This window comes from Rhodococcus sp. 3258 (genome assembly GCF_031456475.1).
Classification (GTDB): domain Bacteria; phylum Actinomycetota; class Actinomycetes; order Mycobacteriales; family Mycobacteriaceae; genus Rhodococcoides; species Rhodococcoides fascians.
Map to the genome: position 1 here is coordinate 44,695 of NZ_JAVDUT010000007.1, position 24,135 is coordinate 68,829.

The window sequence follows — 24,135 nt, forward strand, 5'->3', positions numbered from 1 at the left end:
CAGGGCCGACTCGAACGGGAAATCAATACCCGCGCAGTGTTGCCGGCCGCACCACCATCACCGAGCTCGCCCGCTTGCCCTTTTCCTGCAGCAACGCGATGGTGTGCCCGGTGGGATCGACAGCCGCGTAGACCCCCTCGATTCCGACGGGATCGAGCCAGCGTCCCTGGCTGAGCGACTCCGCTTCGGCGGCATCGATCTGTCGGTGCGGAAATGCGGTGCGCGCGGCCTCGTCTATATCGAGGCCCACAGCGGGATTCTCGGCCAATTCCTCGAGTGTCACGGCGTGGTCGAGCGTGAACGGCCCGACCCTGGTTCTGCGCAGAACCGTCAGGTGGCCGCCGACGCCCAGTGCTGCGCCGAGATCCCGTGCGAGCGCGCGCACGTACGTCCCCGACGTGCAGTCCACCTCGACATCGAGGTCGACGAACCGGCCATCGGAATCGACGACGTCGCGGCGAGCCGTCACGTCGAAGCGAGTGACAGTGACCTTGCGAGCGGCGAGGGTGAACTCCTCACCGGCGCGCGAGAGCTTGTGTGCCCGCTGACCGTCGACCTTGATGGCACTGACACTGGCCGGAACCTGCTCGATGTCACCGGTGAGTGCGGCAACCCCGGCCGCGATGTCCGAATCCGAAACATTCGTGGCCGGGACGTCGGCGAGCACCTCACCCTCGGCGTCATCGGTCGTCGTACTGCGCCCCAGTCGCACAGTGGCGGTGTACGACTTGGTCGTCAGCGTCAGCAATCCGAGCATCTTGGTCGCCCGCTCGACGCCCAGAACCAGCACCCCGGTCGCCATGGGGTCCAACGTCCCCGCATGACCGACCTTTCTGGTCTGCAACAACTTTCGGCACGACGCGACGACATCGTGGCTGGTGACGCCCGGCCCCTTGTCGACCACCAACACACCGGCACCTACGAGACCGGACGAGATCTTTCCGCGAGCACTCACGAGAGTGCATTGTGCCAGGCGCGACGAGCCGGTCGTCACATCACCGAGATCGCCGTCATCACCAAACCGTCGGACACCATCCATCGACCGTCGAAAGCCGTCAACGGAGGTCCGGATACGGTGTCGCCCGGGACCAGCAGTTCGGATCGAAACGTTCCCGAGATGTCGTCACCGGTGCCGGTGCGCTCGAACGTGATGTGCGCGTCCTCGAACCCCAGCCAGCGACCGGTCAGCGGCTCCCAGGCCTTGTACGTCGCTTCTTTGGCGCAGAACAACACTCGATCCCAGTGGACGTCTTCTCGGCCCGCGGTCGAGAGCCACTCGCGCTCGGCTTCGAGGCTGACCGCGTCGAGCACACCGTCGGGAAGAGGTCCGTGTGGCTCGGCATCGATTCCCACCGAGCGAACCTGCATGGCGTAGCCCAGAACGGCACCGCGGTAGCCGTCGCAATGCGTCAACGACCCCACCACTCCCTTCGGCCACTGCGGTGCGCCGGAGGTGCCGCGCATGATCGGCGCGGGCTCCACACCGAGCTTCTGCATCGCCACACGCGCGCAGTGTCGAGCCGAGGTGAACTCACGCTTGCGCTTGTCCACCGCCTTGGCGACCAGCGGCGCTTCGAGTGGGTGCGGCATCAAACCCGGTGGATCGGTGAACAATTCGGCCGAGACGACCCCGTTGGGGAGAATCGATTCGATCACTGGCCTGCCCTCATCTTCTCGACCTCTGCCTCCATCTCGGGCGTCACGGTGAAGTGCCCGCCCCATTTGTTCAATGTGCCCGGCGGATACTCGGGAACCGGAAGAATTTGGCGCAGAACGTTGTTCGGCAGTCCACGGCGCTGCCATTCGCGCGGGTAACCCACCGAGACCTCCTCGAAGCGGACGCCGTCGTAGTAGGTGGTCCGCGGGATGTGCAGGTGACCGTACACCGAGCAGATCGCGTTGTACCTGGTGTGCCAGTCCGCCGTCAGCGTCGACCCGCACCACAGGGCGAACTCCGGGTAGAACAACACCTCGGTCGGCTGACGCACCATCGGAAAGTGGTTGATGAGCACGGTGGGAACCGTGGTGTCCAGCGCGTCGAGGCGCTCGCGGGTGGCGTCGATGCGGGCATGGCACCAGGCATCGCGCGTCGCATACGGCTGAGAGGACAGCAGGAACTCGTCGGTGGCGACGACGTTCTTCTCGCGCGCGATCGCCAGCCCGTGCTCCTTGTCCCGCGCACCCTGCGGGAGGAACGTGTAGTCGTAGAGCAGGAACATCGGCACTATCGTCGCGGGTCCACCTTTGCCTTCCCAGAGCAGGTAGGGATCCTCGGGAGTGACGACGTCGATCTCGCGGCACAGATTGACCAGGTACTCGTACCGAGCCGCTCCGTGGATCTGAACGGGGTCCTTCACCGTCGTCCACAACTCGTGATTGCCCGGAACCCAGATCACTTTCGCGAAGCGGCTGCGCAGCAGCTCGAGCGCCCATTTGATGTCGTCGGTCTTCTCCGAGACGTCTCCGGCGACGATCAGCCAATCCTCGGGTGACTCGGGATGAATGTCCTCGGTGACAGGTCGATTGCCTCGATGTCCGACATGAATGTCGCTCACTGCCCATAACTTGGCTGCCACTGATGATCCCTTCCGATGCACTCGGCCGCCGACGTCGAATCGCCACAACCGCCCGAGAACGTACCAACCTCCAATACTCCCCGGAGATTCCGCAGCGGTGCACGCGGGGTGAACCGCTGCGGTTCGTCGGACGGCTCCGAAAGGAGGGTCCACGCAGCAACGACCGCAGATTCGGGTATATGGTGCAATCCATGACGCTTTTGCGGATACTTGCAGGAAACGGCATCGTGCGATGACGGCACCGCCGATACGGGTACGCGACGCCGCCGCACTGCTCGGAGTCAGCGACGACACCGTCCGCCGGTGGATGGACAGCGGGACCCTGCCCTCCCACGACGACGAGACGGGTCGCAAGGTCGTCGACGCGCGCGCTCTCGCGCAGTACGCCCGCGAGCACGCCGCTCCCCCGCCCGAGGTGGCGTCGGGCGGTAGCTCTGCCCGGAACCGACTCGTGGGGCTGGTCACCGACGTGGTCTCCGACGCGGTCATGAGCGAGGTCCGCATGCAGTGTGGGCCGTTCACCATCGTGTCCCTGATGAGCACCCGATCGGTCCAGGAATTGGGGCTCGAACCGGGCTCCATCACCGTCGCGGTCGTCAAGGCCACGACCGTCATTGTCGAAACTCCCTAGAACCGAAGGACGATGTCAGTGAAGAACATTCGAGCGGTTCACGGTGCTCTGGTCGCGGTCGCCCTGATGCTTGCAGGGTGCGCGGCCGACCCCGCTGCCGAGGACGCTCCGCAGGATGGGGGTTCGAGCACGCTGACCGTGTTCGCGGCGGCATCACTGCGCTCGACGTTCACCGCCCTCGGCACCCGCTTCGAGCAGGAACATCCCGGCACTACCGTCGATTTCAGCTTTGCGGGCTCCTCCGATCTGGCCGCGCAACTGGTCAACGGTGCACCTGCCGACGTGTTCGCCTCTGCCGATACCAAGAACATGAGCACGACCGTCGATGCCGGCCTCGTCGCCGGCGACCCGGTCGATTTCGCCTCCAACACCCTCACCATCGTCACTGCCCCGGGTAACCCCAAGGCCGTCCGGTCGTTCGCCGATCTGGCGAAACCCGATGTGCTGACGGTGATCTGCGCGCCTCAGGTGCCGTGCGGCGCGGCCACGGCAGCCGTCGAGAACGCCACCGGAACCGACATCCCGGCAGTCAGCGAGGAGTCGTCCGTCACCGACGTTCTGGGCAAGGTCACCTCCGGTCAGGCCGACGCCGGACTGGTGTACGTCACCGATGCAACGGGGGCCGCAGACGCCGTCACCGCCGTGCCTTTCCCGGAATCGAGCGGGGCGGTCAACACCTATCCGATCGCAGCATTGAGCGGATCCGACAACGTGGACACGGCCCGCGCCTTCACCGACTTCGTCGCCGGACCGGTCGGCCGTGAAGTGCTGACGCAGGCCGGTTTCGCGGCACCGTGACCGGGCACGCCGCGGGCACAGGTCCGACCGTCGGTGTACCCGGATGGATATTCGTCCCTGCCGCTGCCGGAGCGCTTCTCGTCGTCGCGCCGTTGGCCGCGATGTTCACCCGAATCGACTGGACGAACTTCTTCGGGCTCATCACGTCCGAGTCCGCAGTAGCCGCACTGCTGTTGAGTCTGAAGACGGCCTCGGCGAGCACGATGTTGTGTGTGCTCCTGGGTGTGCCGATGGCAACGGTCCTCGCCCGCAGTTCGTTTCGCGGTCTGTCGACGCTGCGTTCCCTCGTCGTCCTCCCACTGGTGCTCCCCCCGGTGGTCGGCGGTATCGCCTTGCTCTACACGTTCGGTCGCCAGGGGCTACTGGGCGAACATCTCGATGCCTTCGGAATCCGGATCGCGTTCACCTCGACGGCCGTGGTGCTCGCCCAGGCCTTCGTGTCGTTGCCCTTCCTGGTGGTCAGCGTCGAGGGCGCGCTGCGCACTGCCGGTGACCGATACGACGTGGTGGCCGCAACCTTGGGCGCTCCCCCTACGACGGTCCTGCGCCGCGTCACCCTCCCCTTGATCCTGCCCGGGTTGACGTCCGGAATCGTTCTCGCGTTCGCGCGCGCACTGGGAGAGTTCGGCGCGACGCTGACGTTCGCCGGTTCTCTCGAGGGAGTGACCAGAACCCTGCCCCTCGAAATCTATCTGCAACGCGAGTCCGACCCCGACGCGGCGATAGCCCTGTCGCTCGTCCTCGTCGTCGTCGCGGCAGTGGTGGTCCTGGCCGCTCGCGGTACTCGAACGACGGGAACACCATGAGTTCGCTACACCTGCGCGCCACCGTCGCGGACCGGGGCGTCGATCTCGAGCTGGATGTCGCCGAGGGTGAAACAACGGCGATCCTGGGACCGAACGGCGCAGGTAAATCCACACTGCTGCAGCTCGTCGCGGGCCTGGTGCCACCCGACGACGGCATCATCCGCCTGGGCGAGGACGTTCTGACCGACACGACCGCAGGGACGGCCGTTCCGGTGCACGCCCGCGGCATCGCGACTCTGGCACAGGAGACACTGCTGTTTCCTCACATGGCCGCACGGACGAACGTCGCATTCGCACCACGTAGTTCCGGCGCCGACCGGAGGACGGCCAGGGCAGTGGCCGATCGGTGGCTCGACGCAGTCGGAGCCTCTCACCTGGCCGAGCGCCGCCCGGCACAGCTGTCCGGGGGCCAAGCTCAGCGGGTTGCCATCGCCCGCGCACTCGCCGCCGATCCCCGACTCCTCCTGCTCGACGAACCGCTCGCCGCGCTCGACGTCGACACGGCCCCGGCCATCCGAAGACTGCTGCGCACCGTACTCCGAGAGAACGGTCGTACGGCACTGATAGTCACCCACGATCTGCTCGACGTCGTCGCACTCGCCGATACCGTTGCCGTCGTCGACGGTGGACGCGTCGTCGAACGCGGTTCGGTCGCCGACGTTCTCACCGCCCCGCGAAGCGAGTTCGGTGCTCGCATGGCCGGGGTCAATCTGATCTCGGGCCACGCACTCACCGTCGGCGACACCACCGCGCTGCGCACGCCGTGGGACACCGTCGTGCACGGCTCGGGGCAACACGGTTCGGGGACGCCGGTGGTCGCAGTTTTCTCCCCCGCTGCGGTTTCGGTACACCTCACCGCGCCGCACGCCAGCCCGCGCAACGTCTTCGAAGTAGTCATCGAGGAGATGGAAGTGCAGGGCTCGGGCATCCGCGTCCGAGCTCGTCCGCACCCCGACGGCACACCGGGTATCGCGGCAGACATCACCGCCGCCGCGGTATCGGAGCTGGGCCTCGAACCCGGCCGACGGGTGTTCTTCGTCGTCAAGAGCCGCGAGGTGGTGCTGCATCCGGCCCTGGTGTCACGGCGGTGATGCATGCGAACGCGATCAGTCTCGCAGTTGCCGATCGCTACCGGTCACGAGCCATTTACCCGACAGCACTCGACCGGCGACCGCGACCATGCGCAGGCAGACGAAGACACCCAGACCCAGCCAGATGCCCACGACACCCCAGTCGAACACCAGGGCCGACCAGATGAACGGCAGGAACCCGACGACCGCACACGCCATCGTGGCGTTACGCAAGAACGCGGCATCGCCGCTGCCCAACAGCACCCCGTCCAACGCGAACACCACACCGGCCACCGGAATGATCGCCACGAAGATCCACCAGATCGCCTGCATCTGATCGATCACCGAGACGTCGGTGGTGAACAATCCCGGGACGACCGGCTGCCCGGCGGCGAACACCGCGGCCAGGATCACCGCGAAGACCGTCGACCATGCCGTCAACCGGCGTGCGAGCGCACGCGCATCCTCGGTCCTGCCCGCACCCAGGGCCGCTCCCACGAGTGTCTGCGCAGCGATCGCCAACGAGTCGAGCATCAACGACACCAGGTTCCACAGATGCAGCACCACCTGATTTGCCGCCACCGACGCGGCACCGAATCGCGACGCGACCGCTGCGGCAGACAGGAAGCACGCCTGGAACGCGAGACTGCGCACGATCAGATCGCGGCCGAGTACCAGCTGCGCCCGCATGACCGACCAGCGCGGGCGCAACGGCACACCCGACCGCCCGAGGGCACCGACGAACAGAGCGCCTGCGACGCCTTGGCCGATGACGTTCGCAACGGCCGAGCCCACCAATTCGAGCCGGGGAAATCCGAGCAGGCCGTGGACGAGGAGTGGACACAGCACCGCCGACACGCCGAAACCGAGCACGACGAACCGCAATGGTGTCGTCGTGTTCTGCACGCCGCGCATCCAGCCGTTCCCGGCCAGCGATATCAGAATGAACGGCACCCCCACCAGCGCCACGCGCAGCCACAGCAGTGCCTCCGCGGCAATGTCACCGCCACCGGCCAGTAGCGACACGACGGGGGCGGCGAACAACTGGACCACGAGGACGATCGCGAGACCGATCGCCACCGCCAGCCACGTCGCCTGCACCCCTTCCCCGACGGCGTCGCGCTCACGACCGGCACCGTGCATGCGCGCCGCACGCGCAGTGGTTCCGTAGGACAGGAAGGTCAGCTGCGTGCTGACCTGAGCGAGGACGAGCCCCCCGATCGCCAGGCCGGCCAGAGCCAACGCGCCGAGCCGGCCGACGACCGCCGCGTCGAAGAGGAGGTAGAGGGGTTCGGCGGCCAGAACTCCGAGCGATGGAAGCGACAGCCCGAGAATTCTGCGAGCCGTGACAGGGGTGGAACTCACGACGCCGACAAGGCCTCACGGAGCGCATCGATCACGTCGGGGAGCTCACCGGTCGCGGTGTAGCCCGCGGCGTTGTGATGCCCACCGCCGCCGAGCCCGGTCGCCACTGCAGATACGTCCACCTGCGTCTTGGATCTGAGCGACACCACCCAGACCGACCCGAAATCCTGCTGCTTCAACACCGCGGCCACCTCCGCCTCGGAGGTGGTCCGCACGATGTCGATGACACTCTCGATCTCCTCCGACCTCAGACCGGCCGAATCCTCGCTCCGGATGACGGCGTACACGAGCCCCCGTCCGCCCGCCGCGTCGGGCAGCAACTCGGCCGAACCCAGTACCGCCCCGAGCATCGGCAGCCAGTCGAAGGGGTGCGTATCGAGGAGGCGACGGGCGATACGTGCACCGTCGATGCCGGTCGCGAGCAACCTCTCCGCGAGCAGATGCGAACCCGGCCGCACCCACCGGAACGACCCGGTATCGGTGACCAGACCCGCGAACAGCAGATGCGCCAGGTCCGCATCGATGTCGACACCCCACCGATCCAGCAGGCGGACGATCACGGCCGTGGTGGACTCGGCGGACGCGTGGACGACGTTCAGTGTTCCGAACCGCGTATTACTCCGGTGATGGTCGATGACCAGGGACTCCGATGCGGAGTCGAGTCGCTCGCCGAGCGAACCGAGTCGACCTCGGCTTCCGGCGTCCACGGTGACCACCAGATCGACCGATTCGGCCACCTTCTCCGGCTCCACCAGCAGATGCCGGTTCGGTAGCTCTTCCATCGATTGCGGCAGAAACGCGGGCGCGGCGAACGCCACCTGCACCTGCGCGCCGCGACGTTCGAGTACCGAACCGATTGCCAATCCGCTGCCGATCGTGTCGGCATCCGGCTGGACATGGCAGAGCACGGTCACCGAGGAAGCGCGCTCGAGCATCTCGATCGCACGCGCCAGATCCTCGTCCAGCTCGAACTCCGAACCAGAGCCATCGGACATCTCAGTCGGCTTCGGCTGGCTCGACGGCTTCTGCATCGTCGCGATCCGCGGGGGACTCCTCGCGGGGAGCCTTGTACGGGTCCGGGTCTCCGGCAGGCTTCGCGTTCGCCCGGGCGCGAGCCAGCTCCTCGTCGGCTGCGCGAGCGCGTTCGAGCAGCTCTTCCATGTGCCGGGCGGTGTCGGGGACGGTATCCGTCACGAACGTCAGCGTCGGAGTGAACCGCACACCGGTACCGGCTCCGACCTTCGAGCGGAGAACGCCCTTGGCCTTCTCCAGACCCGCCGCAGCTCCCTGCAGATCGGGCGGGGTATCGAGATCCTCGCCCATCACGGTGTAGTACACCGTGGCGTCGTGCAGGTCGGCCGTCACCTTCGTGTCGGTGATGGTCACGAACGCCAACCGTGGATCTTTGATCTCGTGGTCGATCGCCGTCGCAACGATAGCGGCGATTCGCTTGGACAACTTACGAGCCCTGGCCTGATCCACCACGACAATCACACTCCTCTTTCATGGCCGGACGTCACTGCAGTGCGACGTCTCGGCGATTACGCTCCAACATTCGCCGAACACGTTCGACGAACTCCCCGATCTAATCCTCGGGGCCGAAAATTCTTCGGCGTACTGCCAACAGTTCCAGATCCTGACGCTCGGCGACGTGCCGCTCGCACTCGTCGAGCTTGTCGTGCAACAGGTCGACGTTCGTGCCCGCCGCTGCCACGCCCAACATCGAACGCCGAATACGTTCTCGCTCACCGGTTTCGGCGGCAGACACTCCCAGCCTCTGCAGATCGCCGAGAACCGGTTCCACCATCGACCGTTTCTCGGCGAGCGAACGCACGTCCCCCAACAACACGTCCAACTCCAAAGCACCCAGATACACGCTGACGACGCCCCTTCGATCAGCTCCGACGACAAAGCCGGTGGCGGTACATATGTCGTACCACCACCGGCTCGTCCCCGGAGTGCAGTGTCACTCCCCTGGCTTCACCACCGAGCCGACGCGACCGGGAACGGAGCTGTTCAGCTCCGGACCTGTTCTAGTCGCGCGGCTTTTCACGGAGCTCGTACGCCTCGATGACATCGCCCACCTTGATGTCGGAGTACGTCACCGTCAAACCACACTCGTATCCCTCACGAACCTCGACTGCGTCGTCCTTCTCCCGGCGAAGCGAGGAGATCGTCACGGTCTCGGCCACGACCGCATTGTCACGGAGCAGGCGCGCCTTGGCGTTGCGACGGATCGTACCGGAGGTGACGAGGCAACCGGCGATGTTTCCGACCTTCGAGGAACGGAACAGCGCGCGGATCTCGGCCTGGCCCAGAGCGACCTCTTCGTAGATCGGCTTGAGCATGCCCTTGAGGGCCTTCTCGATCTCGTCGATGGCCTGGTAGATCACCGAGTAGTACCGAATGTCGACGCCCTCGCGGTTGGCGAGTTCGGTTGCCTTGCCCTCGGCCCGCACGTTGAAGCCGATGATGATCGCGTTGGATGCCGACGCCAGGTTGACGTTGGTTTCCGTGACGCCACCGACACCGCGGTCGATGACGCGCAACTCGACTTCGTCGTCGATCTGGATACCGAGCAAGGCCTCTTCGAGCGCCTCGACGGTTCCCGAGTTGTCACCCTTGAGGATCAGGTTGAGCTGCGAAGTCTCCTTCAGAGCTGCATCGAGATCGTCGAGGCTGATGCGCTTGCGACTCTTGGCCGCCAGAGCATTGCGCTTACGGGCATTACGGCGATCGGCGATCTGACGGGCGATCCGGTCCTCGTCGACGACCAGAAGGTTGTCGCCTGCACCGGGCACCGACGTGAAGCCGATGACCTGAACGGGCCGGGACGGCATCGCTTCGGTGACGTCCTCGCCGTGCTCGTCGACCATGCGACGCACGCGGCCGTAGGCATCGCCGGCGACGATCGAGTCACCGACGCGCAGCGTTCCGCGGGCGATGAGCACGGTGGCCACCGGACCGCGACCGCGGTCGAGGTGTGCCTCGATGGCGACACCCTGGGCATCCATGTCCGGGTTGGCACGCAGATCGAGTGACGCATCGGCCGTCAGCAGCACCGCTTCGAGGAGGGCATCGATGTTGGTGCCCTGCTTGGCGGAGATGTCGACGAACATCGTCTCGCCGCCGTATTCCTCGGCGACCAGACCGTATTCGGTCAGCTGCTGCCGGATCTTGTCCGGGTTCGCGCCTTCCTTGTCGATCTTGTTGACCGCGACCACGATCGGCACGTCGGCCGCCTGGGCGTGGTTGATGGCTTCGACCGTCTGCGGCATGACACCGTCGTCGGCCGCGACCACGAGGATCGCAAGGTCGGTGGCCTTGGCACCACGAGCACGCATGGCCGTGAAGGCCTCGTGACCGGGGGTGTCGATGAAGGTCACGAGACGCTCGTTGCCTTCGAGCTCGGTCAACACCTGGTACGCACCGATGTGCTGCGTGATGCCGCCGGCCTCGCCTTCGCGCACCGTGGTGTTACGAATCGAGTCGAGCAGTCGAGTCTTACCGTGATCGACGTGGCCCATGACGGTGACCACCGGGGGACGCTGCTCGAGGTCTTCCTCGCCGCCGGCATCTTCGCCGTAGGTGAGGTCGAACGAATCGAGCAGTTCGCGATCCTCGTCCTCGGGACTGACGACCTGCACGACGTAGTTCATCTCGCCGCCGAGAAGCTCCAGCGTCTCGTCGTTGACCGACTGCGTCGCGGTGACCATCTCACCGAGGTTGAACAGTGCCTGCACGAGTGCAGCGGGGTTGGCGTCGATCTTGTCTGCGAAGTCCGACAGCGATGCTCCGCGGGCGAGACGAATGGTCTCGCCGTTGCCGCGGGGCAGCCTGACGCCGCCGACTGCGGGAGCCTGCATGCTCTCGTACTCGGCGCGTTTCGCCCGCTTCGACTTGCGACCGCGGCGGACTGCTCCGCCGGGCCGACCGAACGCACCTGCTGCTGCGCCACGCTGACCGGGACGGCCACCGCCGCCGGGACGGCCACGGAAGCCACCTGCGGGAGCGCCACCTGCCGGTGCACCACCGGGAGCGCCGGGAGCGCCACCGCCGCGGTAACCACCGCCACCGCCGCCGCCCGGACGTCCACCCGGTGCGCCGCCGGGGCGACCGGGACGTCCTGCTGCGGGGCCGGGACGTGCCGAACGAGTCGGCATCGCACCCGGATTGGGGCGAGGAGGCATGGAGCCCGGGCTGGGCCGAGGTCCGGCCTGACCCGGTGCGGGACGGGGGCCGCCCTGTCCGGGAGCCGGACGAGCGCCGCCTGCCGGTGCGGCCGGGCGGGGTCCGCCCTGTCCGGGAGCCGGTCGTCCGCCGCCGGGGCGCGGAGCACCGGCACCGGGAGCGGGTCGCGGGGCCGGTCGTTCGACCGGAGCCGACGAGTACGGATTGTTTCCGACGCGCGGAGCCTTCGGGCCGGGCTTGGGGCCAGGACCAGCGGGCTTGGGGGCGGCCGGAGCCGACGCGGTTGCCTCGGCCGACGCGGCAGGTGCCTGCTCGACCGGAGCAGCGGGTGCTGCCGGACGAGGGGTGGGCGCAGCCGGTGCCGGCGTGGGCGCAGCGGCCGGTGCCGACGGGGCAGCGGGAGCAACCGCTGCGGGCGACTGCGCTGCCGGAGCTTGCGCTGCGGGTGCCGGTGCAGCGGGGGCCTCGGGCTCGGCCGGGCGGGATGCCGGCTTGGGTCCGGGACGAGGTCCACTCGGCTTTGCTGCGCCGGGCTTCGCGGCGGAATCCGACGCACGATCTGCTGCTGCGCGACCGTTGGGTGCTGCTGCACCGGACGCCGGCGCGTCCGCGTTTGCGGACGGGAAGGATTCACGAAGTCGACGAGCCACGGGGGCTTCGACTGTGGATGATGCGGACTTGACGAACTCGCCTTGCTCTTTGAGCCGTGCGAGTAGTTCCTTACTGGTGACACCGAGTTCTTTTGCCAACTCGTGCACGCGGGCCTTGCCTGCCACTGCTCTCCTCACTGAGAGGCCGAGCGAGGCTTGGTGCCCGCACGACCTCGGGTTATCTCCGATGGACGTTCATCGTTGGTGCTTCACGGTGTGCTCATCAGTGCTGTTGCCTGTTCTTGTCGACGGGTGTTGCTCTTGTCGTGTTCTCGCCGTGCAGCCGTTCGTGCTCGTCGAGCACGTCCGATACTGCGGACGATTCCACATTTCCCGATATCCGAAACGCTCGGCCGAAGACTCGGCGACGTTCCGCATTGTGCAGGCATTCTCGGTTGTAGTGCAACCAAGCACCACGACCGGACATCGAATGCCGGATGTCGGGGACGAGAGCGAATTCGTACGAACCAGCTTCTCGAACCACGATCCTCAACAGATCGGCGGCCGGCACTCGCTCCCTGCACCCGACACATGTACGAATCGGCCGGCTTGTCACAACCGGATTCTCGCGTTCACGTCTCCGAGCGGAGAGGTCGTTACCGAACCATCGACCACTCTACCGCTGTATTGCCTCGATCTCCGCATTCCGGCCCTAGGCGCTGGTCGTCTCGGGTGCCGCCGCGTCACTGCGGATGTCGATACGCCAACCGGTCAATCGAGCGGCAAGTCGAGCGTTCTGCCCTTCCTTGCCGATCGCCAGCGACAACTGGTACTCCGGGACCACCACGCGCGCCGCGCGAGCGGCTGCGTCCACCACTGTCACAGACACAACCTTCGACGGCGACAGTGCATTCCCGACGAACGTCGCCGGGTCCTCGTCGAAGTCGATGATGTCGATCTTCTCGCCGGCCAGTTCGCTCATCACATTCCGCACGCGCTGCCCCATCGGCCCGATACATGCACCCTTGGCGTTCAGGCCCGAGACCGTCGACGCGACCGCGATCTTCGAGCGGTGCCCCGATTCACGCGCTACCGCCACGATGTCGACCGAACCGTCGGCGATCTCGGGCACCTCGAGCGCGAACAACTTGCGCACCAGATTGGGGTGTGTGCGCGAGAGCGTGATCTGCGGGCCGCGGTTGCCCCGCGCGACTCCGACGACGTAGCACTTGATGCGCTCACCGTGCTCGTACGTCTCCCCCGGAACCTGCTCGGCGGGCGGAAGCAGGCCGTCGGCCCCGTTCGCCTCGCTGCCGATCCGGACGATGACGGTGCCCTTGGCGTTGGCGCGCGTATCGCGCTGAATGACGCCGTTGACGATTTCACCCTCGTGGGTCGAGTACTCCCCGAAGGAGCGCTCGTGCTCCGCATCGCGCAAACGCTGCAGAATCACCTGACGAGCGGTGGTGGCAGCGATCCGGCCGAAGCCTTCCGGCGTGTCGTCCCACTCGGAGATCAGATTGCCCTCGGCGTCGAACTCCTTGGCCATCACCCGGACGGAACCGGTCTTGCGATCGACGTCGATTCGCGCGTTGGACTGGTGCCCCTCGGTGTGCCGGTAGGCGGTCAACAGCGCGGTCTGGATCGTCGAGATCACCATCTCGATCGGAACGCCCTTGTCCGCCTCGATGGCGCGCAGAGCTGCAATATCGATATTCACTTGTCCGACCCTTCTTCCGGTGCTTCCACATTCACGATTTCGTCGGTGTTCGCGGGTGACGGCCTACCGCCCACCACGCCGCCCGCAAGATCCATCTCTTCTGCGGTCGGCCGCGAAAATTCTACCTGCACAACAGCTTTCACAACATCGGCCAGCGCGATCGATCGTGTCGAGAGAACTCCCTTGTCCTTGATCACGAGGGCAACCGAGTCACCGTCGAGAAGTCCGACGCGGCCCTCGACCTTGCCGTCGGCGAGTTCGATCCGCACCTTGCGACCACGCGCGCGACGCCAATGCCGTGGTTGTGTCAACGGGCGATCGATTCCGGGAGTGGTGACCTCGAGGGTGTACGGCGCTTCGCCGAAATCGGTCACGCCGTCGAACACATCGGAGATCACCCGGCTCAACTCCGGCAGCGCGTCGAGGTCGACGCCGTCTTCACGGTCGACCATGATGCGCACGGCACTGTGCTTACCGGCAGCGACCACGTTCACGTCCTCGAGGTCGTAGCCCCGATCTCGAACCAGGTCGCCGAGCAGTTCGACAACCCTTTCCTGGGACGGAACAGGCATGTCGCGAACTCCTCGTGTGTAGTTGTCGGCAATGCGGCACAGGTGCGCCGGACCGCGTTTGGTGAACCAACAGACTACCGCCCCGCAGGTGGTGCTCGCGACCACGCACGGCCGAGGCGACACACGGGCACGGCGCGTGTCGCCTCGAGGGTCCGACACGGTCGAGGGTCTGGCACGATATCGGGGTGCCCACGCCGACCGCCCCTCTCTCGTTGAACAGACGTGGGTTGTTCCGGCTCGCCGGTGCCGCCGTACTCACAGCGGCCACGGCGTCGACCGTCACGGCTTGCGGCGCGGAGGAAATCTCCGGTCCCGCACTCGATTCTCTGACGGCACAGTTGCGCTCCGCTCGCTCCGACGCCGCGGCTGCGTCTTCGGCGGCAACGGTCGCTCCCGATTACGCAGGAGCTCTCGGCGTGGTCGCGGCCCAGCGGACCGAACATGCGGATGCACTCGAGACCGAGATCGCCCGGGCTACCGGAGCGACCACCGACACCTCGTCGGCGACTGCCACGACGACCACGAGCGCGGCCCAGTCCGCGCCGCCACCCGATCTCGGCGCGGTGCGCGATGCGCTGACCGCCTCGGCACGCAGTGCGGCGACCGCCGCCCGCGACGAAAGCGGTTATCGCGCCGGCCTTCTCGGGTCGATCAGTGCCTCGTGCACGGTGTTCGCTCAGGTGGTACTCGCATGAGCGATCTCGGACCCGAACAACAGGGGCTCGTCGATGCACTCGTCGCCGAGTACGCAGCCGTCTTCGCGTACGGGATCGTCGCGGCGTTCTCCAACCCGACCCGAGCAGACATGGTGGCCGCGTGCACCGCGGCACACCGAGCGCGTCGAGACTCGACCATCGACGCACTCCGCGCGGCCAGCGTCACAGCGCCCCTGCCCGATCCGGCATACGCGTCTCCGTTTCCGGTGACCGATGCGATCTCGGCTGTGCAGCTCGCTGTTCAGGCAGAGATCGACACGAGCGTGGCGTGGCGCTCGGCCGTCGAGCGCAGTCGATCCGGCGGCACTCGCGAGATGGGCGTCCAGGCACTGACCGAGGCCGCGATCAGACTGGCCACATGGCAGCAGATCCTCGGCGTCACACCGTCGTCGACGGCTTTTCCCGGTCAGCCGTGACCACGTCGTCCGCCGGACCGGCGGAACGACCCGGCATGAACAGTGCCGCAACCAATCCGATCGCCACCGCCCCTGCGCCTACGAGTAGAGCGGGTGCCAACGCGTCGGTGTATCCAGCGGGGGTGAGTGATCCTCCGTTTCCGATGAACACCGCCGTCAGGACGGCGATTCCGAGCGCAATTCCCACCTCCCGCACAGTGGAGTTCGCACTGCTCGCCGTGGCGTGATCGTCGTCGTCCATGTCTCGCAACACTGCGGTCGCCGAGGGCGCGAAGGTCAACCCCATGCCGACTCCGGCCATCAACAGCGCGGGCACCATCGACAGGTAGGCGGTGTCGGGTCCGAGGATCAGTGCCATCCACACCAGTGACAGCGACTGCAACGCCAGTCCGGACACCAACAAGCCGCGCAGGCCGACTCGATCGGCCACGAGACCCGCAATGGGTGCGACCACCATAGGCGCGGCGGTCCAGGGCAATGTGCGAAGGCCCGCCTCGAACGGGCTGTAGTGCATCACTATCTGCAGGTACTGAGCAAGCAGGAACACGGCCCCGAACATGCCGAGCGAGAACGTGATTCCGATGATGTTCGCCAGCGTGAAACTGCGTGATCGGAAGAGCGTCAACGGCAGTACCGAGAACGGGGTTCGCCATGCTCGGGAGACGAACGCGAGGAGAAGCACCGCAGAGCCGACGAAGCTCGCGAGCACGGTGGTCGATGCCCATCCGTCGTCGTTGCCGTGGACCACCGCCCACACGAGCAAGAACACCCCGCCGCCCGCGAGCACCACACCCAGTAGATCGAGAGGTTGCCTGCGTCCGGTCGACTCGGTCAGGGCGATGTACGCCAGCGGTACCGCGACGAGCGCCACCGGGACGTTGATCCAGAAGATCGCCTGCCAGGAAATACCGTCGACGACCGCACCACCGACGACAGGCCCGAGTGCGACACCGAGGCCCGAGACACCGCCCCAGATTCCGATTGCCATGGCGCGCTTGGCAATCGGAACGACAGCTGCGAGCAGAGTCAGTGACAGCGGCATGATCGCCGCGGCACCGAGGCCCTGTATCGCCCGCGCGGCGATGAGCATTGCCGGACTCGTGGCGAGCGCGCTGGCCACGGAGGCCGCGGTGAACAGCGCTATCCCGCCGAGGAACACCGCGCGCCTGCCCCAGCGATCACCCAAGGTCGCTGCGGTGAGCATGAATGTCGCGAAGCTCAGTGTGTAGGCGTTGAGGAACCACTGCAGCTGTCCGACCGACGCATTCAGGTCCTGCTGGACCACCGGCAACGCGCTGGTCATCACCAGATTGTCGAGGGTCGCCATGAACATGGGCAGGGATGCGGCGACGATTCCCAGCCACACGGGAATCGACCGAGCGGCGGGGTGCACTGCAGGCGGAGAGGCTGTTGCGGTCATGGCGAACGTCCCGTCTCGAGTTTGTAAGCATCGAATGATTACTTATGATGCGACCGTAAGTTATCGACTGATAACCTGTCAACATGTCCGACACTCCCACGCCCAAGCCCCGAGCAACCCGAATGGACGCGGCCGACCGTCGAGAACTCGTCCTCGACGCCGCGACACGAGCGTTCGCACGCGGGGGCTTTGCCGGGACGAGCACCGATGCGGTGGCCAAGGAAGCGGGCGTCTCGCAGCCGTACGTGGTCCGCATGTTCGGAACCAAAGTCGAATTGTTTCGCCTGGTCTTCCAACGCTCCATCGACGGCATCATGACGGCATTCGACGCTGTGCTGACTTCGGGGCCTCTGGACCCGTCGGACGACGAGACCTGGGCCGACCTGGGCAGTGCCTACGCCGAACTGGTGGCCGACCGCGACCTTTTGATGGTCATGATGCACGGGTTCGGTGCAGGGTCGGTACCCGAGATCGGCCGCCAGGCACGAGAAGGAATGGGCGCGATCTACAACCAGATCCGCAGCGGAACCGGGTGTTCGGAAGATCAGGCTCGGCAGTTCATCGCGCACGGAATGCTGCTCAACGTCTTGTTGTCGATGCAGGCACCGGAGCATCCGGAGGACAGCGATGGGCTGCACGAGATGACGATGTGCGCGTTCGGAACCAAGCTCGTCCCAGCCGATTCCGGACAGCTGTGAAGCCTAGGGACGCATCTCGTACCGACCGTCGTACGTGACGACGTCGTTCCAGACCGTCTCGAATCTTGTTGCGTCCACCACCGGCTTGCGTACGGCGTCCAGCGCCCATTTCTGCTGCGCATCGGTCGACGACGGCTTTCCGTACAGGGCGACGGCGTAGCCGGAGAAGTCCCTGATCTGGAAGTCGAAGATCTGGTCCAGCATGTCGGTGGAGATCTCGTCGGCCTGTTCGAGGATCAGGTGGCCGTAGACGACGAGGGAGAACAGATGTCCCACCACGAGCAGGAAGTCGAGGTCCTGTTGCTGGGACTCGTCGGGGGCGCACTCGGCAAGGAACGACGCGAACGCCTGTGCCTGCTCGTAGAAACGACCCACGTTGGGAACACCGGAATGCTTGCGATACACCGGGTTCCAATCGTGGAACCGAACCGAACTCGCGCCGCGAGCGGGGCCCTGGGCGAAGAAGAACCCGTCGTCGACGGCGTCGGTGAACCTGGTCACCTCCGCCTGATCGGTGGGCGAGAACATGTATGCCGGCATGAACTTGAGCATCAGGGCGACGTTGACATGCACCGTTCCCTCGAGTTTCGGCAGTGTTCCGATCAGTTGCGCGGCTTCACGGAAGTAGGTGTCCTTCTCGTACCCCTTGGCGGCGATGACGTCGTGTAGCAAGCGAACCACCGTCTCGCCCTCGGATGTCACCTTGGCCTTGGTCATGGGGTTGAACAACAGGTAGCGGCGGTCGCCGGGACCCGCAGCGCGGAAGTAGTCCAGCGCACGCGCGCTGAACAGCTTCATGGCGGTCAGCCGCGAGTAGGCATCGACGAACGCACTGCGCACATGGGGGAATTGGGTGACACGATTGCCGTACAGAATCCGATTGTTGGCGTGTGTGATCGCCTCGTAGAACGCGTGCTCGCAAATGCCGATCGAGCCGGTGCAGAGGTTGAACTTGCCGACGTTGACGGTGTTCAGTGCAGCCGAGAACGCGTCGGGTCCGGTATGCAGAATGTCCTCGCGGCGAACGGGATACTTCTCGAGCGAGAAGGTACTGACGTACATCTGGCCGTGAACGACGCTCTCACGCAACCGATAGGCGGGATGCGAGCTGTCGGCGACGAAGAAGACGTACGACTCCGGCCCGTCGATGTCGGTGCGTCTACCGAATACCGACACCATGCCCGCCACGTTGCCGTTACCGATGTAGTACTTCTCCCCCGATGCCGTGAATTCGACGGTGTCGGCTCCGTCGACGGAGGGCGTCAACAGCATGTCGGTGGAGTAGACGTCGGCACCGTGCGCGCGCTCGGACAATCCGAATGCCATGACGCCGCCGCGGTCGAGTTCTCGCGCCGCCCTGCGCTTGGCGTCGTCGTTGTCGCTCATCCAGATCGGGCCGAGGCCGAGCACGGTGACCTGCCAGGTGTACCAGTAGGCCAGGCCGTAGAACCCGAGAATTTCGCTCAGAGCAGCGTTGCGGGCAGCGTCCCAACGTGCGTTGGGCAACCCGTTCGCATACTCGCCCGGCGTCGAGAACGTGGCGAACAGTTTCTGGGCTGCAACGAACTCGAGGAAGTCGGCGGGCCAGACTCCCTCGAGATCGTCGGCGAGCAGCCTGGCCTTACCGCGATCCTCGAACCAATCGATCAGTGCGCGGAGCTGACGACGGGATTCCTCGTCCAGCTCGGCGGGATCGAAAGTTGTCGGATCGAACAGCGCAAACTGAGCCACGGTGTGACCTCTCCTAGTCGTGTGAACCGAAGCTACCAGCGAGTAGACCGGCGCGTGGGGAGATCGAGCGTGGAGAGATCGGGGACGGACTGTTACGCGGTGGTGCGCACCGCGGCGACGATCTCGTCGACCGCGGAATCGATGTCGAGTTCACGGCTCTCACCCGAGAATCGGTCCCGGATTTCGACCTTGCCATCGGCCCAACCGCGGCCGAGAACGACGACGAGCGGAACACCGATCAGTTCGGAGTCTTTGAACTTCACACCGGGCGAGGCCTTGCGGTCGTCGAAGAGCACCTCGATGCCCTGCGAGTCGAGTTGCGTCGCAATGGATTCCGCACCGGCTCGCGCGGCCTCGTCCTTGTTCGCGATCACCAGATGTACGTCGGCAGGTGCTACCTCCGACGGCCACCGAAGGCCCTTGTCGTCGTGCATCTGCTCGGCGATGACGGCCACCAGACGGGAGACACCGACGCCGTAGGAACCCTGTACGAGTCGCACGGGCTTGCCGGTCTCGCCGAGTACGTCGACCGAGAATGCATCGGTGTACTTGTAACCCAACTGGAAGATGTGCCCGATCTCGATTCCGCGAGCACTGACCAGCGGCCCCTGTCCGTCGGGTGACATGTCCCCGTCACGCACCTCGGCGGCCTCGATGGTGCCGTCGGGAACGAAGTCGCGGCCGGCCACGAGGTTTACCACGTGCTTGCCCTGCACATCGGCACCGGTGATCCACGATGTACCGGCCACCACCCGGGGGTCGACGAGGTAGCGAACTCCGTTGGCCTGCAGCGCACGTGGCCCGATGTAGCCCTTGATCAGAAACGGATGAGCAGCAAAGTCCGCGTCGGTCAGCAAGGCGAATTCGGCAGGCTCGAGCGATGCTTCGAGGCGCTTCTCGTCCACCTCACGGTCACCGGGCAGGCCGATGGCCAGCAGCTCCCACTCGCCACCGGCGGACCGCACCTTGAGCAGGATGTTCTTGAGCGTGTCGGCACCGGTGACGGTTCGACCCAGATCCGCGCCGTTCGCCCACTCGACCAGCGTCGCGATGGTGGGAGTGTTGCCCGTCTCGTAGTCGACCGCGGCAGGCTGCCCCTCGATGGCGATGGGGTCGGGTGCCGGGGTCGTGACGGCCTCGACGTTGGCCGCGTATCCCGATTCGATGCACCGAACGTAGGTGTCTTCGCCGATGTCGCTCTCGGCCAGGAATTCCTCGGACGCACTTCCGCCCATCGCGCCGGACGTCGCGGCGACGATGACGTAGCTGACCCCGAGCCTGGCGAAGATGCGCTGGTAGGCGTCGCGGTGTGCGGCGTAGGACCTCTTCAGTCCGTCCTCGTCCATGTCGAAGGAGTAGGAATCCTTCATGACGAACTCGCGTCCGCGCAGAATGCCGGCGCGAGGACGCTCCTCGTCGCGATACTTGGTCTGAATTTGGTACAGCGTGACCGGCAGGTCCTTGTAGGAGTTGTATTCGGCCTTGACCGTCAGCGCGAACAACTCTTCGTGGGTCGGACCGAGCAGCATGTCGTTGCCCTTGCGGTCCTGCAACCGGAACAGTGCGTCCCCGTATTCGGTCCACCGGTTCGTCGTCTCGTACGGCTCACGCGGCAGCAGGGCGGGCAGCGAAATTTCCTGCGCCCCGATGGCGTTCATTTCCTCGCGGACGACGCGTTCGACCTGTCGCAGCACCCGGAGACCCAGCGGCAGCCACGAATAGACGCCCGGCGCGATACGACGAACGTAGCCGGCGCGAACCAACAGCTTGTGGCTGTCGACCTCGGCGTCGGCCGGGTCGTCGCGAAGGGTACGAAGGAACAGCTGCGAAAGACGGGTGATCACGGGTTGTCAGACTAGTCGGTGGTGCAGCGCCTGCGGGTAGGCGGCCGCGAAGTGAGTAGCCTTGACCCCCGTGCTGATTCTGCTGCCTCCCTCCGAGACGAAGTCCGACGGCGGTTCCGGGGCACCTCTCGATCTGGACCGGTTGTCGTTGCCGTCCCTGCTTCCACTCCGACGAACGCTTGCCGACGCCCTGGTTCGGCTCTCCGATGACCTGGACGCGTCCATCACCGCTCTCGGTCTCGGTCCGACCCAGGTGGACGAGATCGAACGCAACGCTCGTTTGTTCACCTCGCCCACCACTCCGGCCCTGCGCCGGTACACCGGAGTGCTCTACGACGCTCTGGGGGCGTCTACCTTCACCCGTGCCGGACGTGCCCGTGCCGATGCCAGGTTGTGGATCGGGTCGGCACTGTTCGGGGCCGTCCGCGCGTCCGACCCGATTCCGGCCTACCGGCTCTCGGGCGGATCGGCGATTCCCGACTTCGGCACACTGCGATCACATTGGAAGCCGGAACTGTCCGACGCGATCCTCGCCGAGGACGAGGGCATCGTCGTCGACCTCCGGTCCGGCACCTATCAACAGCTCGGGCCCATCCCCGGTGCGATCACGGCAACGGTGCTCACCGAGAAGCCCGACGGCAGCCGATCGGTGGTGAGCCACTTCAACAAGCATCACAAGGGATTGCTCGCCCGCGCGCTGACCCTGACCACGGCCGAGCCCAAAGATGTGAAAGCTGTTGCGCGCGTGGCGTCGAAGGCGGGTCTTCGAGTCGAAGTGGCGTCGGACACCGAACTGATCGTGCTCACCGAATGAGCGCCGTTCCGGAACTGCTCAGACAGGGAGCCGAGGCGTCGGTCGGCAAGAACAAGAGTCAACGCATCGCCGACGACATCGCCGACCGTCTGGTCTCGATGCAAGCGAACGAACTCGGCACGCTGGCACTGACCAACATGATCGGCACGCTGTACGAGAACGGTTGGCAACCACTGGATCTGATGCATGTGGTCCGGCGTCAGCACACGGTGGCCGTGGCGAATCTCGCTGCCGCGGCACTGCTGCACCATGCCGATCTCATCGAAGCGGACTCCCGCGCCCCGCACGATTGGGTCGATCAGATGTCGGCGATCTGCGAACAGTTCCCGACGGTCGCAGCCCGAGTCGACGCCACTCCCGACTTCCTCACGGCGTACCTCGTGGCGTCCGGCAAGTCCGACTACATCGCCGCCAGCGATCAGTGGCTCGACGTGCTCACTCTGCTCGGCCAGTGGCAAACCCTCCCCCGTTGGCCGCAACTGGGTGCCAAGCCCTCGCAATGGCCCCGCACACGCTCGTCGGTGCCGACGACCACCGGCTCGGATTCACCGAACAGCAAGATGCTGGCCAAGATTCGCGGTCTGCTGGCCAAGGCCGATGCCACCGATTTCGCGGAGGAGGCCGAGACGCTGACCGCCAAGGCGCAGGAGTTGATGACGCGATACTCGATCGACACGCTGCTGTTGGCCGAGGGTCATCTCGACGTTCGCGGTCGACGGGTGCACATCGACGGTCCGCACGCACCCGCCAAAGCCCAGCTCTTGCACGTCGCCGGTACTGCCAACCGGGTCAAGACGATCTGGGACGCGGAGTACGCCGTTGCGACGCTGGTGGGCGCGCCGGTGGACGTGGAACAGGCCGAGCTCGTCTTCACCTCACTGCTGGTGCAGGCAACCCGAGCTCTCGGCCACTCCCCGGAAGCCAAGAAGCGAAAGAAGGCCGGCTCGGCCGCATTCGGCAAGGCGTTCCTCTACGCATACGCCATCCGCATCGGAGATCGTCTCACCGATGCCGACGCGCATGCCCTCGACGAGGCGAGACAGGAATCGGGCGACCTGCTGCCGATTCTCGCGGCACAGACCGTTGCCGTGGAAGCGGAGTTCGACCGCCTCTTTCCCACCGCCAAGCCGATGCGCGGCCCGCGCCTCGATGCCGAAGGATGGGACTCGGGACGAGCCGCGGCCGACCGAGCCGATCTGTCCCGCTGAAACAGTCCACGAGGTTCGTCGTCCGATTCGGGAACTGTTGTAGCTTCAAGTCAGTTGAGCAGACATGAACCGAACACGCGCAGCTGCTCGACTCACCGTGCCCGTTCTGGTCGCACTGTCCGCCATCACGGCGTGCGGTACGTCGCCCTCCACGCCGGAGCCGAACGACGTCTCCGTCGCCGCGCAGTCGCCCGACGACCGCTCCGACAGCGTCACCGAATCACGCAACGAAGAAGCAGCGCTGACGCTCTTCGAATCTGCATTCACGGCCGAAGAACCCGCCTCCGCCGCGTCGGTCGTGGCGGAGAACGCCGTCGATCGACCTGGACCAGCGGTGGGGCCCGACGCGATCGTCGCCCGATTCGAGGCCACCCGGACACGGATTCCCGGTGCACGAGCCGTCGTCAAGCATGTCGCGGCCGATGGCAGATGGGTGGCAGTGCACTGGCAGGCCACCGCTGATCCGGCATCCGAGACCACCGGTGAAGCGAACATCGACCTCTTCGCCTTCGACGGCGGCAAGGTCACCGAGCACTGGGCCATGACGCAATCCGTGCCGACCACGTCGATGAGCGGCAACACCATGTTCAGTGACCTCTACCGCTACCCGACCGCGCCCACCGAGCCGACCGAGGACGAGGAAGAGCGCCGACGCATGTCGGTGACGGCTACCTACGACGCGCTCTTCCGCGAACACGACGCGTCCGTGCTCGGGACCGACTTCGCCCCGTCCTACCTGCAACACAATCCGATTGCGGGTAACGGCACCGCGGCACTGCAACAGTTCTTCGCCGGCGGCGCGCAATTCCCTGCCTCGGAATCGGTCGTCTCGCTGGCCGACGGCGATCTGGTGTGGACGTTCGCGAAAGCGCCGGGCGCAGCAGAATCCGACCCCTTCGTCGCGGGAGATATCTTCCGGTTCGACGACGCCATCGTCGAGCACTGGGACGTGGTTCCGGAGTAGCGACC

24 protein-coding genes are annotated in these 24,135 nt (G+C 65.8%); 10 read left to right on the forward strand and 14 right to left on the reverse strand.

What is annotated here, in order from left to right; genetic code table 11:
- Positions 1–22: 22 nt before the first annotated feature.
- Genes truB through J2X62_RS20060 form a run of 3 tightly spaced genes read right to left on the reverse strand, consistent with a single transcriptional unit; the run spans position 23 to position 2,576 of the window.
- Entirely contained in the window at positions 23–955 is a 933-nt protein-coding gene (truB, locus tag J2X62_RS20050; RefSeq protein WP_027496758.1) for a tRNA pseudouridine(55) synthase TruB, read from the reverse strand.
- A gap of 35 nt (positions 956–990) precedes the next feature.
- Entirely contained in the window at positions 991–1,656 is a 666-nt protein-coding gene (gene npt, locus J2X62_RS20055) for a 4'-phosphopantetheinyl transferase Npt (protein ID WP_027496757.1), read from the reverse strand.
- The gene (locus J2X62_RS20060) at positions 1,653–2,576 is read right to left on the reverse strand and encodes a metallophosphoesterase (protein ID WP_310182876.1); all 924 of its coding nucleotides are present in this window, start codon (positions 2,574–2,576) and stop codon (positions 1,653–1,655) included. Before J2X62_RS20060 ends, npt begins: the two co-directional genes overlap by 4 nt.
- 232 nt (positions 2,577–2,808) lie before the next feature.
- Between J2X62_RS20060 and J2X62_RS20065 the strand changes: the two genes are divergently transcribed.
- The 4 genes from J2X62_RS20065 to J2X62_RS20080 are packed head-to-tail and all read left to right on the forward strand — an operon-like array spanning position 2,809 to position 5,902.
- Positions 2,809–3,207 carry a molybdopterin-binding protein gene (locus J2X62_RS20065; protein ID WP_048318336.1) on the forward strand — a complete coding sequence of 133 codons (399 nt, stop codon included), beginning with the start codon at positions 2,809–2,811 and terminating at the stop codon, positions 3,205–3,207.
- Between the two features lie 12 nt (positions 3,208–3,219).
- Positions 3,220–4,005, forward strand: a complete 786-nt coding sequence (gene modA / locus J2X62_RS20070) for a molybdate ABC transporter substrate-binding protein (protein WP_371832751.1) — start codon at positions 3,220–3,222, stop codon at positions 4,003–4,005.
- On the forward strand, positions 4,002–4,811 hold the full coding sequence (locus J2X62_RS20075) for an ABC transporter permease (protein ID WP_310182880.1): 810 nt from the start codon (positions 4,002–4,004) through the stop codon (positions 4,809–4,811). Before modA ends, J2X62_RS20075 begins: the two co-directional genes overlap by 4 nt.
- On the forward strand, positions 4,808–5,902 hold the full coding sequence (locus J2X62_RS20080) for a sulfate/molybdate ABC transporter ATP-binding protein (protein WP_032387248.1): 1,095 nt from the start codon (positions 4,808–4,810) through the stop codon (positions 5,900–5,902). Before J2X62_RS20075 ends, J2X62_RS20080 begins: the two co-directional genes overlap by 4 nt.
- Before the next feature lie 15 nt (positions 5,903–5,917).
- On the opposite strand, the gene J2X62_RS20085 is transcribed toward J2X62_RS20080, so the two are convergent.
- The 8 genes from J2X62_RS20085 to rimP form a co-directional block, all read right to left on the reverse strand.
- Positions 5,918–7,246 carry an MATE family efflux transporter gene (locus J2X62_RS20085; protein ID WP_032383385.1) on the reverse strand — a complete coding sequence of 443 codons (1,329 nt, stop codon included), beginning with the start codon at positions 7,244–7,246 and terminating at the stop codon, positions 5,918–5,920.
- The gene (locus J2X62_RS20090; protein WP_032366435.1) at positions 7,243–8,241 is read right to left on the reverse strand and encodes a bifunctional oligoribonuclease/PAP phosphatase NrnA; all 999 of its coding nucleotides are present in this window, start codon (positions 8,239–8,241) and stop codon (positions 7,243–7,245) included. The genes J2X62_RS20085 and J2X62_RS20090 overlap by 4 nt, the downstream gene beginning before the upstream one ends.
- Position 8,242: 1 nt before the next feature.
- Entirely contained in the window at positions 8,243–8,731 is a 489-nt protein-coding gene (gene rbfA / locus J2X62_RS20095) for a 30S ribosome-binding factor RbfA (RefSeq protein ID WP_310183089.1), read from the reverse strand.
- Positions 8,732–8,831: 100 nt separating this feature from the next.
- Entirely contained in the window at positions 8,832–9,122 is a 291-nt protein-coding gene (locus tag J2X62_RS20100; protein ID WP_027496748.1) for a DUF503 domain-containing protein, read from the reverse strand.
- A 157-nt stretch (positions 9,123–9,279) separates the two neighbouring features.
- Positions 9,280–12,213 (reverse strand): translation initiation factor IF-2, encoded by a 2,934-nt coding sequence (infB, locus tag J2X62_RS20105; RefSeq protein ID WP_222057820.1) that lies wholly within the window; start codon positions 12,211–12,213, stop codon positions 9,280–9,282.
- 97 nt (positions 12,214–12,310) lie between these two features.
- On the reverse strand, positions 12,311–12,643 hold the full coding sequence (locus tag J2X62_RS20110; protein WP_052053323.1) for a YlxR family protein: 333 nt from the start codon (positions 12,641–12,643) through the stop codon (positions 12,311–12,313).
- A gap of 96 nt (positions 12,644–12,739) precedes the next feature.
- Positions 12,740–13,747: a transcription termination factor NusA gene (gene nusA / locus J2X62_RS20115; protein ID WP_027496745.1), complete on the reverse strand. Its 1,008-nt coding sequence runs from the start codon at positions 13,745–13,747 to the stop codon at positions 12,740–12,742.
- The gene (gene rimP, locus J2X62_RS20120) at positions 13,744–14,319 is read right to left on the reverse strand and encodes a ribosome maturation factor RimP (protein ID WP_032370966.1); all 576 of its coding nucleotides are present in this window, start codon (positions 14,317–14,319) and stop codon (positions 13,744–13,746) included. The genes nusA and rimP overlap by 4 nt, the downstream gene beginning before the upstream one ends.
- Positions 14,320–14,504: 185 nt before the next feature.
- On the opposite strand from rimP, the gene J2X62_RS20125 reads away from it, so the two are divergent.
- Entirely contained in the window at positions 14,505–15,014 is a 510-nt protein-coding gene (locus J2X62_RS20125) for a hypothetical protein (protein ID WP_027496743.1), read from the forward strand.
- Positions 15,011–15,451: a ferritin-like domain-containing protein gene (locus tag J2X62_RS20130; protein ID WP_027496742.1), complete on the forward strand. Its 441-nt coding sequence runs from the start codon at positions 15,011–15,013 to the stop codon at positions 15,449–15,451. Before J2X62_RS20125 ends, J2X62_RS20130 begins: the two co-directional genes overlap by 4 nt.
- Here J2X62_RS20130 and J2X62_RS20135 read toward each other — a convergent pair.
- Positions 15,414–16,871 carry an MFS transporter gene (locus tag J2X62_RS20135; protein WP_051365127.1) on the reverse strand — a complete coding sequence of 486 codons (1,458 nt, stop codon included), beginning with the start codon at positions 16,869–16,871 and terminating at the stop codon, positions 15,414–15,416. The two genes, J2X62_RS20130 and J2X62_RS20135, sit on opposite strands and share 38 nt — an antisense overlap.
- A gap of 83 nt (positions 16,872–16,954) precedes the next feature.
- Here J2X62_RS20135 and J2X62_RS20140 point away from each other — a divergent pair, with 83 nt between their 5' ends.
- A complete protein-coding gene (locus J2X62_RS20140) occupies positions 16,955–17,569 on the forward strand; it encodes a TetR/AcrR family transcriptional regulator (RefSeq protein WP_283313769.1) in 615 nt (204 codons plus the stop codon).
- 3 nt (positions 17,570–17,572) lie between these two features.
- Here J2X62_RS20140 and J2X62_RS20145 read toward each other — a convergent pair whose 3' ends face one another.
- Both J2X62_RS20145 and J2X62_RS20150 read right to left on the reverse strand, forming a co-directional pair.
- The gene (locus J2X62_RS20145) at positions 17,573–19,300 is read right to left on the reverse strand and encodes an acyl-CoA dehydrogenase family protein (RefSeq protein WP_310182893.1); all 1,728 of its coding nucleotides are present in this window, start codon (positions 19,298–19,300) and stop codon (positions 17,573–17,575) included.
- A gap of 92 nt (positions 19,301–19,392) precedes the next feature.
- A complete protein-coding gene (locus J2X62_RS20150; protein WP_310182895.1) occupies positions 19,393–21,144 on the reverse strand; it encodes a proline--tRNA ligase in 1,752 nt (583 codons plus the stop codon).
- Between the two features lie 70 nt (positions 21,145–21,214).
- Here J2X62_RS20150 and yaaA point away from each other — a divergent pair, with 70 nt between their 5' ends.
- The 3 genes from yaaA (at position 21,215) to J2X62_RS20165 (ending at position 24,130) form a co-directional block, all read left to right on the forward strand.
- Positions 21,215–21,958 carry a peroxide stress protein YaaA gene (yaaA, locus tag J2X62_RS20155; RefSeq protein WP_310182897.1) on the forward strand — a complete coding sequence of 248 codons (744 nt, stop codon included), beginning with the start codon at positions 21,215–21,217 and terminating at the stop codon, positions 21,956–21,958.
- Positions 21,955–23,166 (forward strand): DUF2786 domain-containing protein, encoded by a 1,212-nt coding sequence (locus J2X62_RS20160; protein WP_310182898.1) that lies wholly within the window; start codon positions 21,955–21,957, stop codon positions 23,164–23,166. Before yaaA ends, J2X62_RS20160 begins: the two co-directional genes overlap by 4 nt.
- Positions 23,167–23,230: 64 nt before the next feature.
- The gene (locus J2X62_RS20165; RefSeq protein ID WP_310182901.1) at positions 23,231–24,130 is read left to right on the forward strand and encodes a nuclear transport factor 2 family protein; all 900 of its coding nucleotides are present in this window, start codon (positions 23,231–23,233) and stop codon (positions 24,128–24,130) included.
- Positions 24,131–24,135 lie beyond the last annotated feature (5 nt).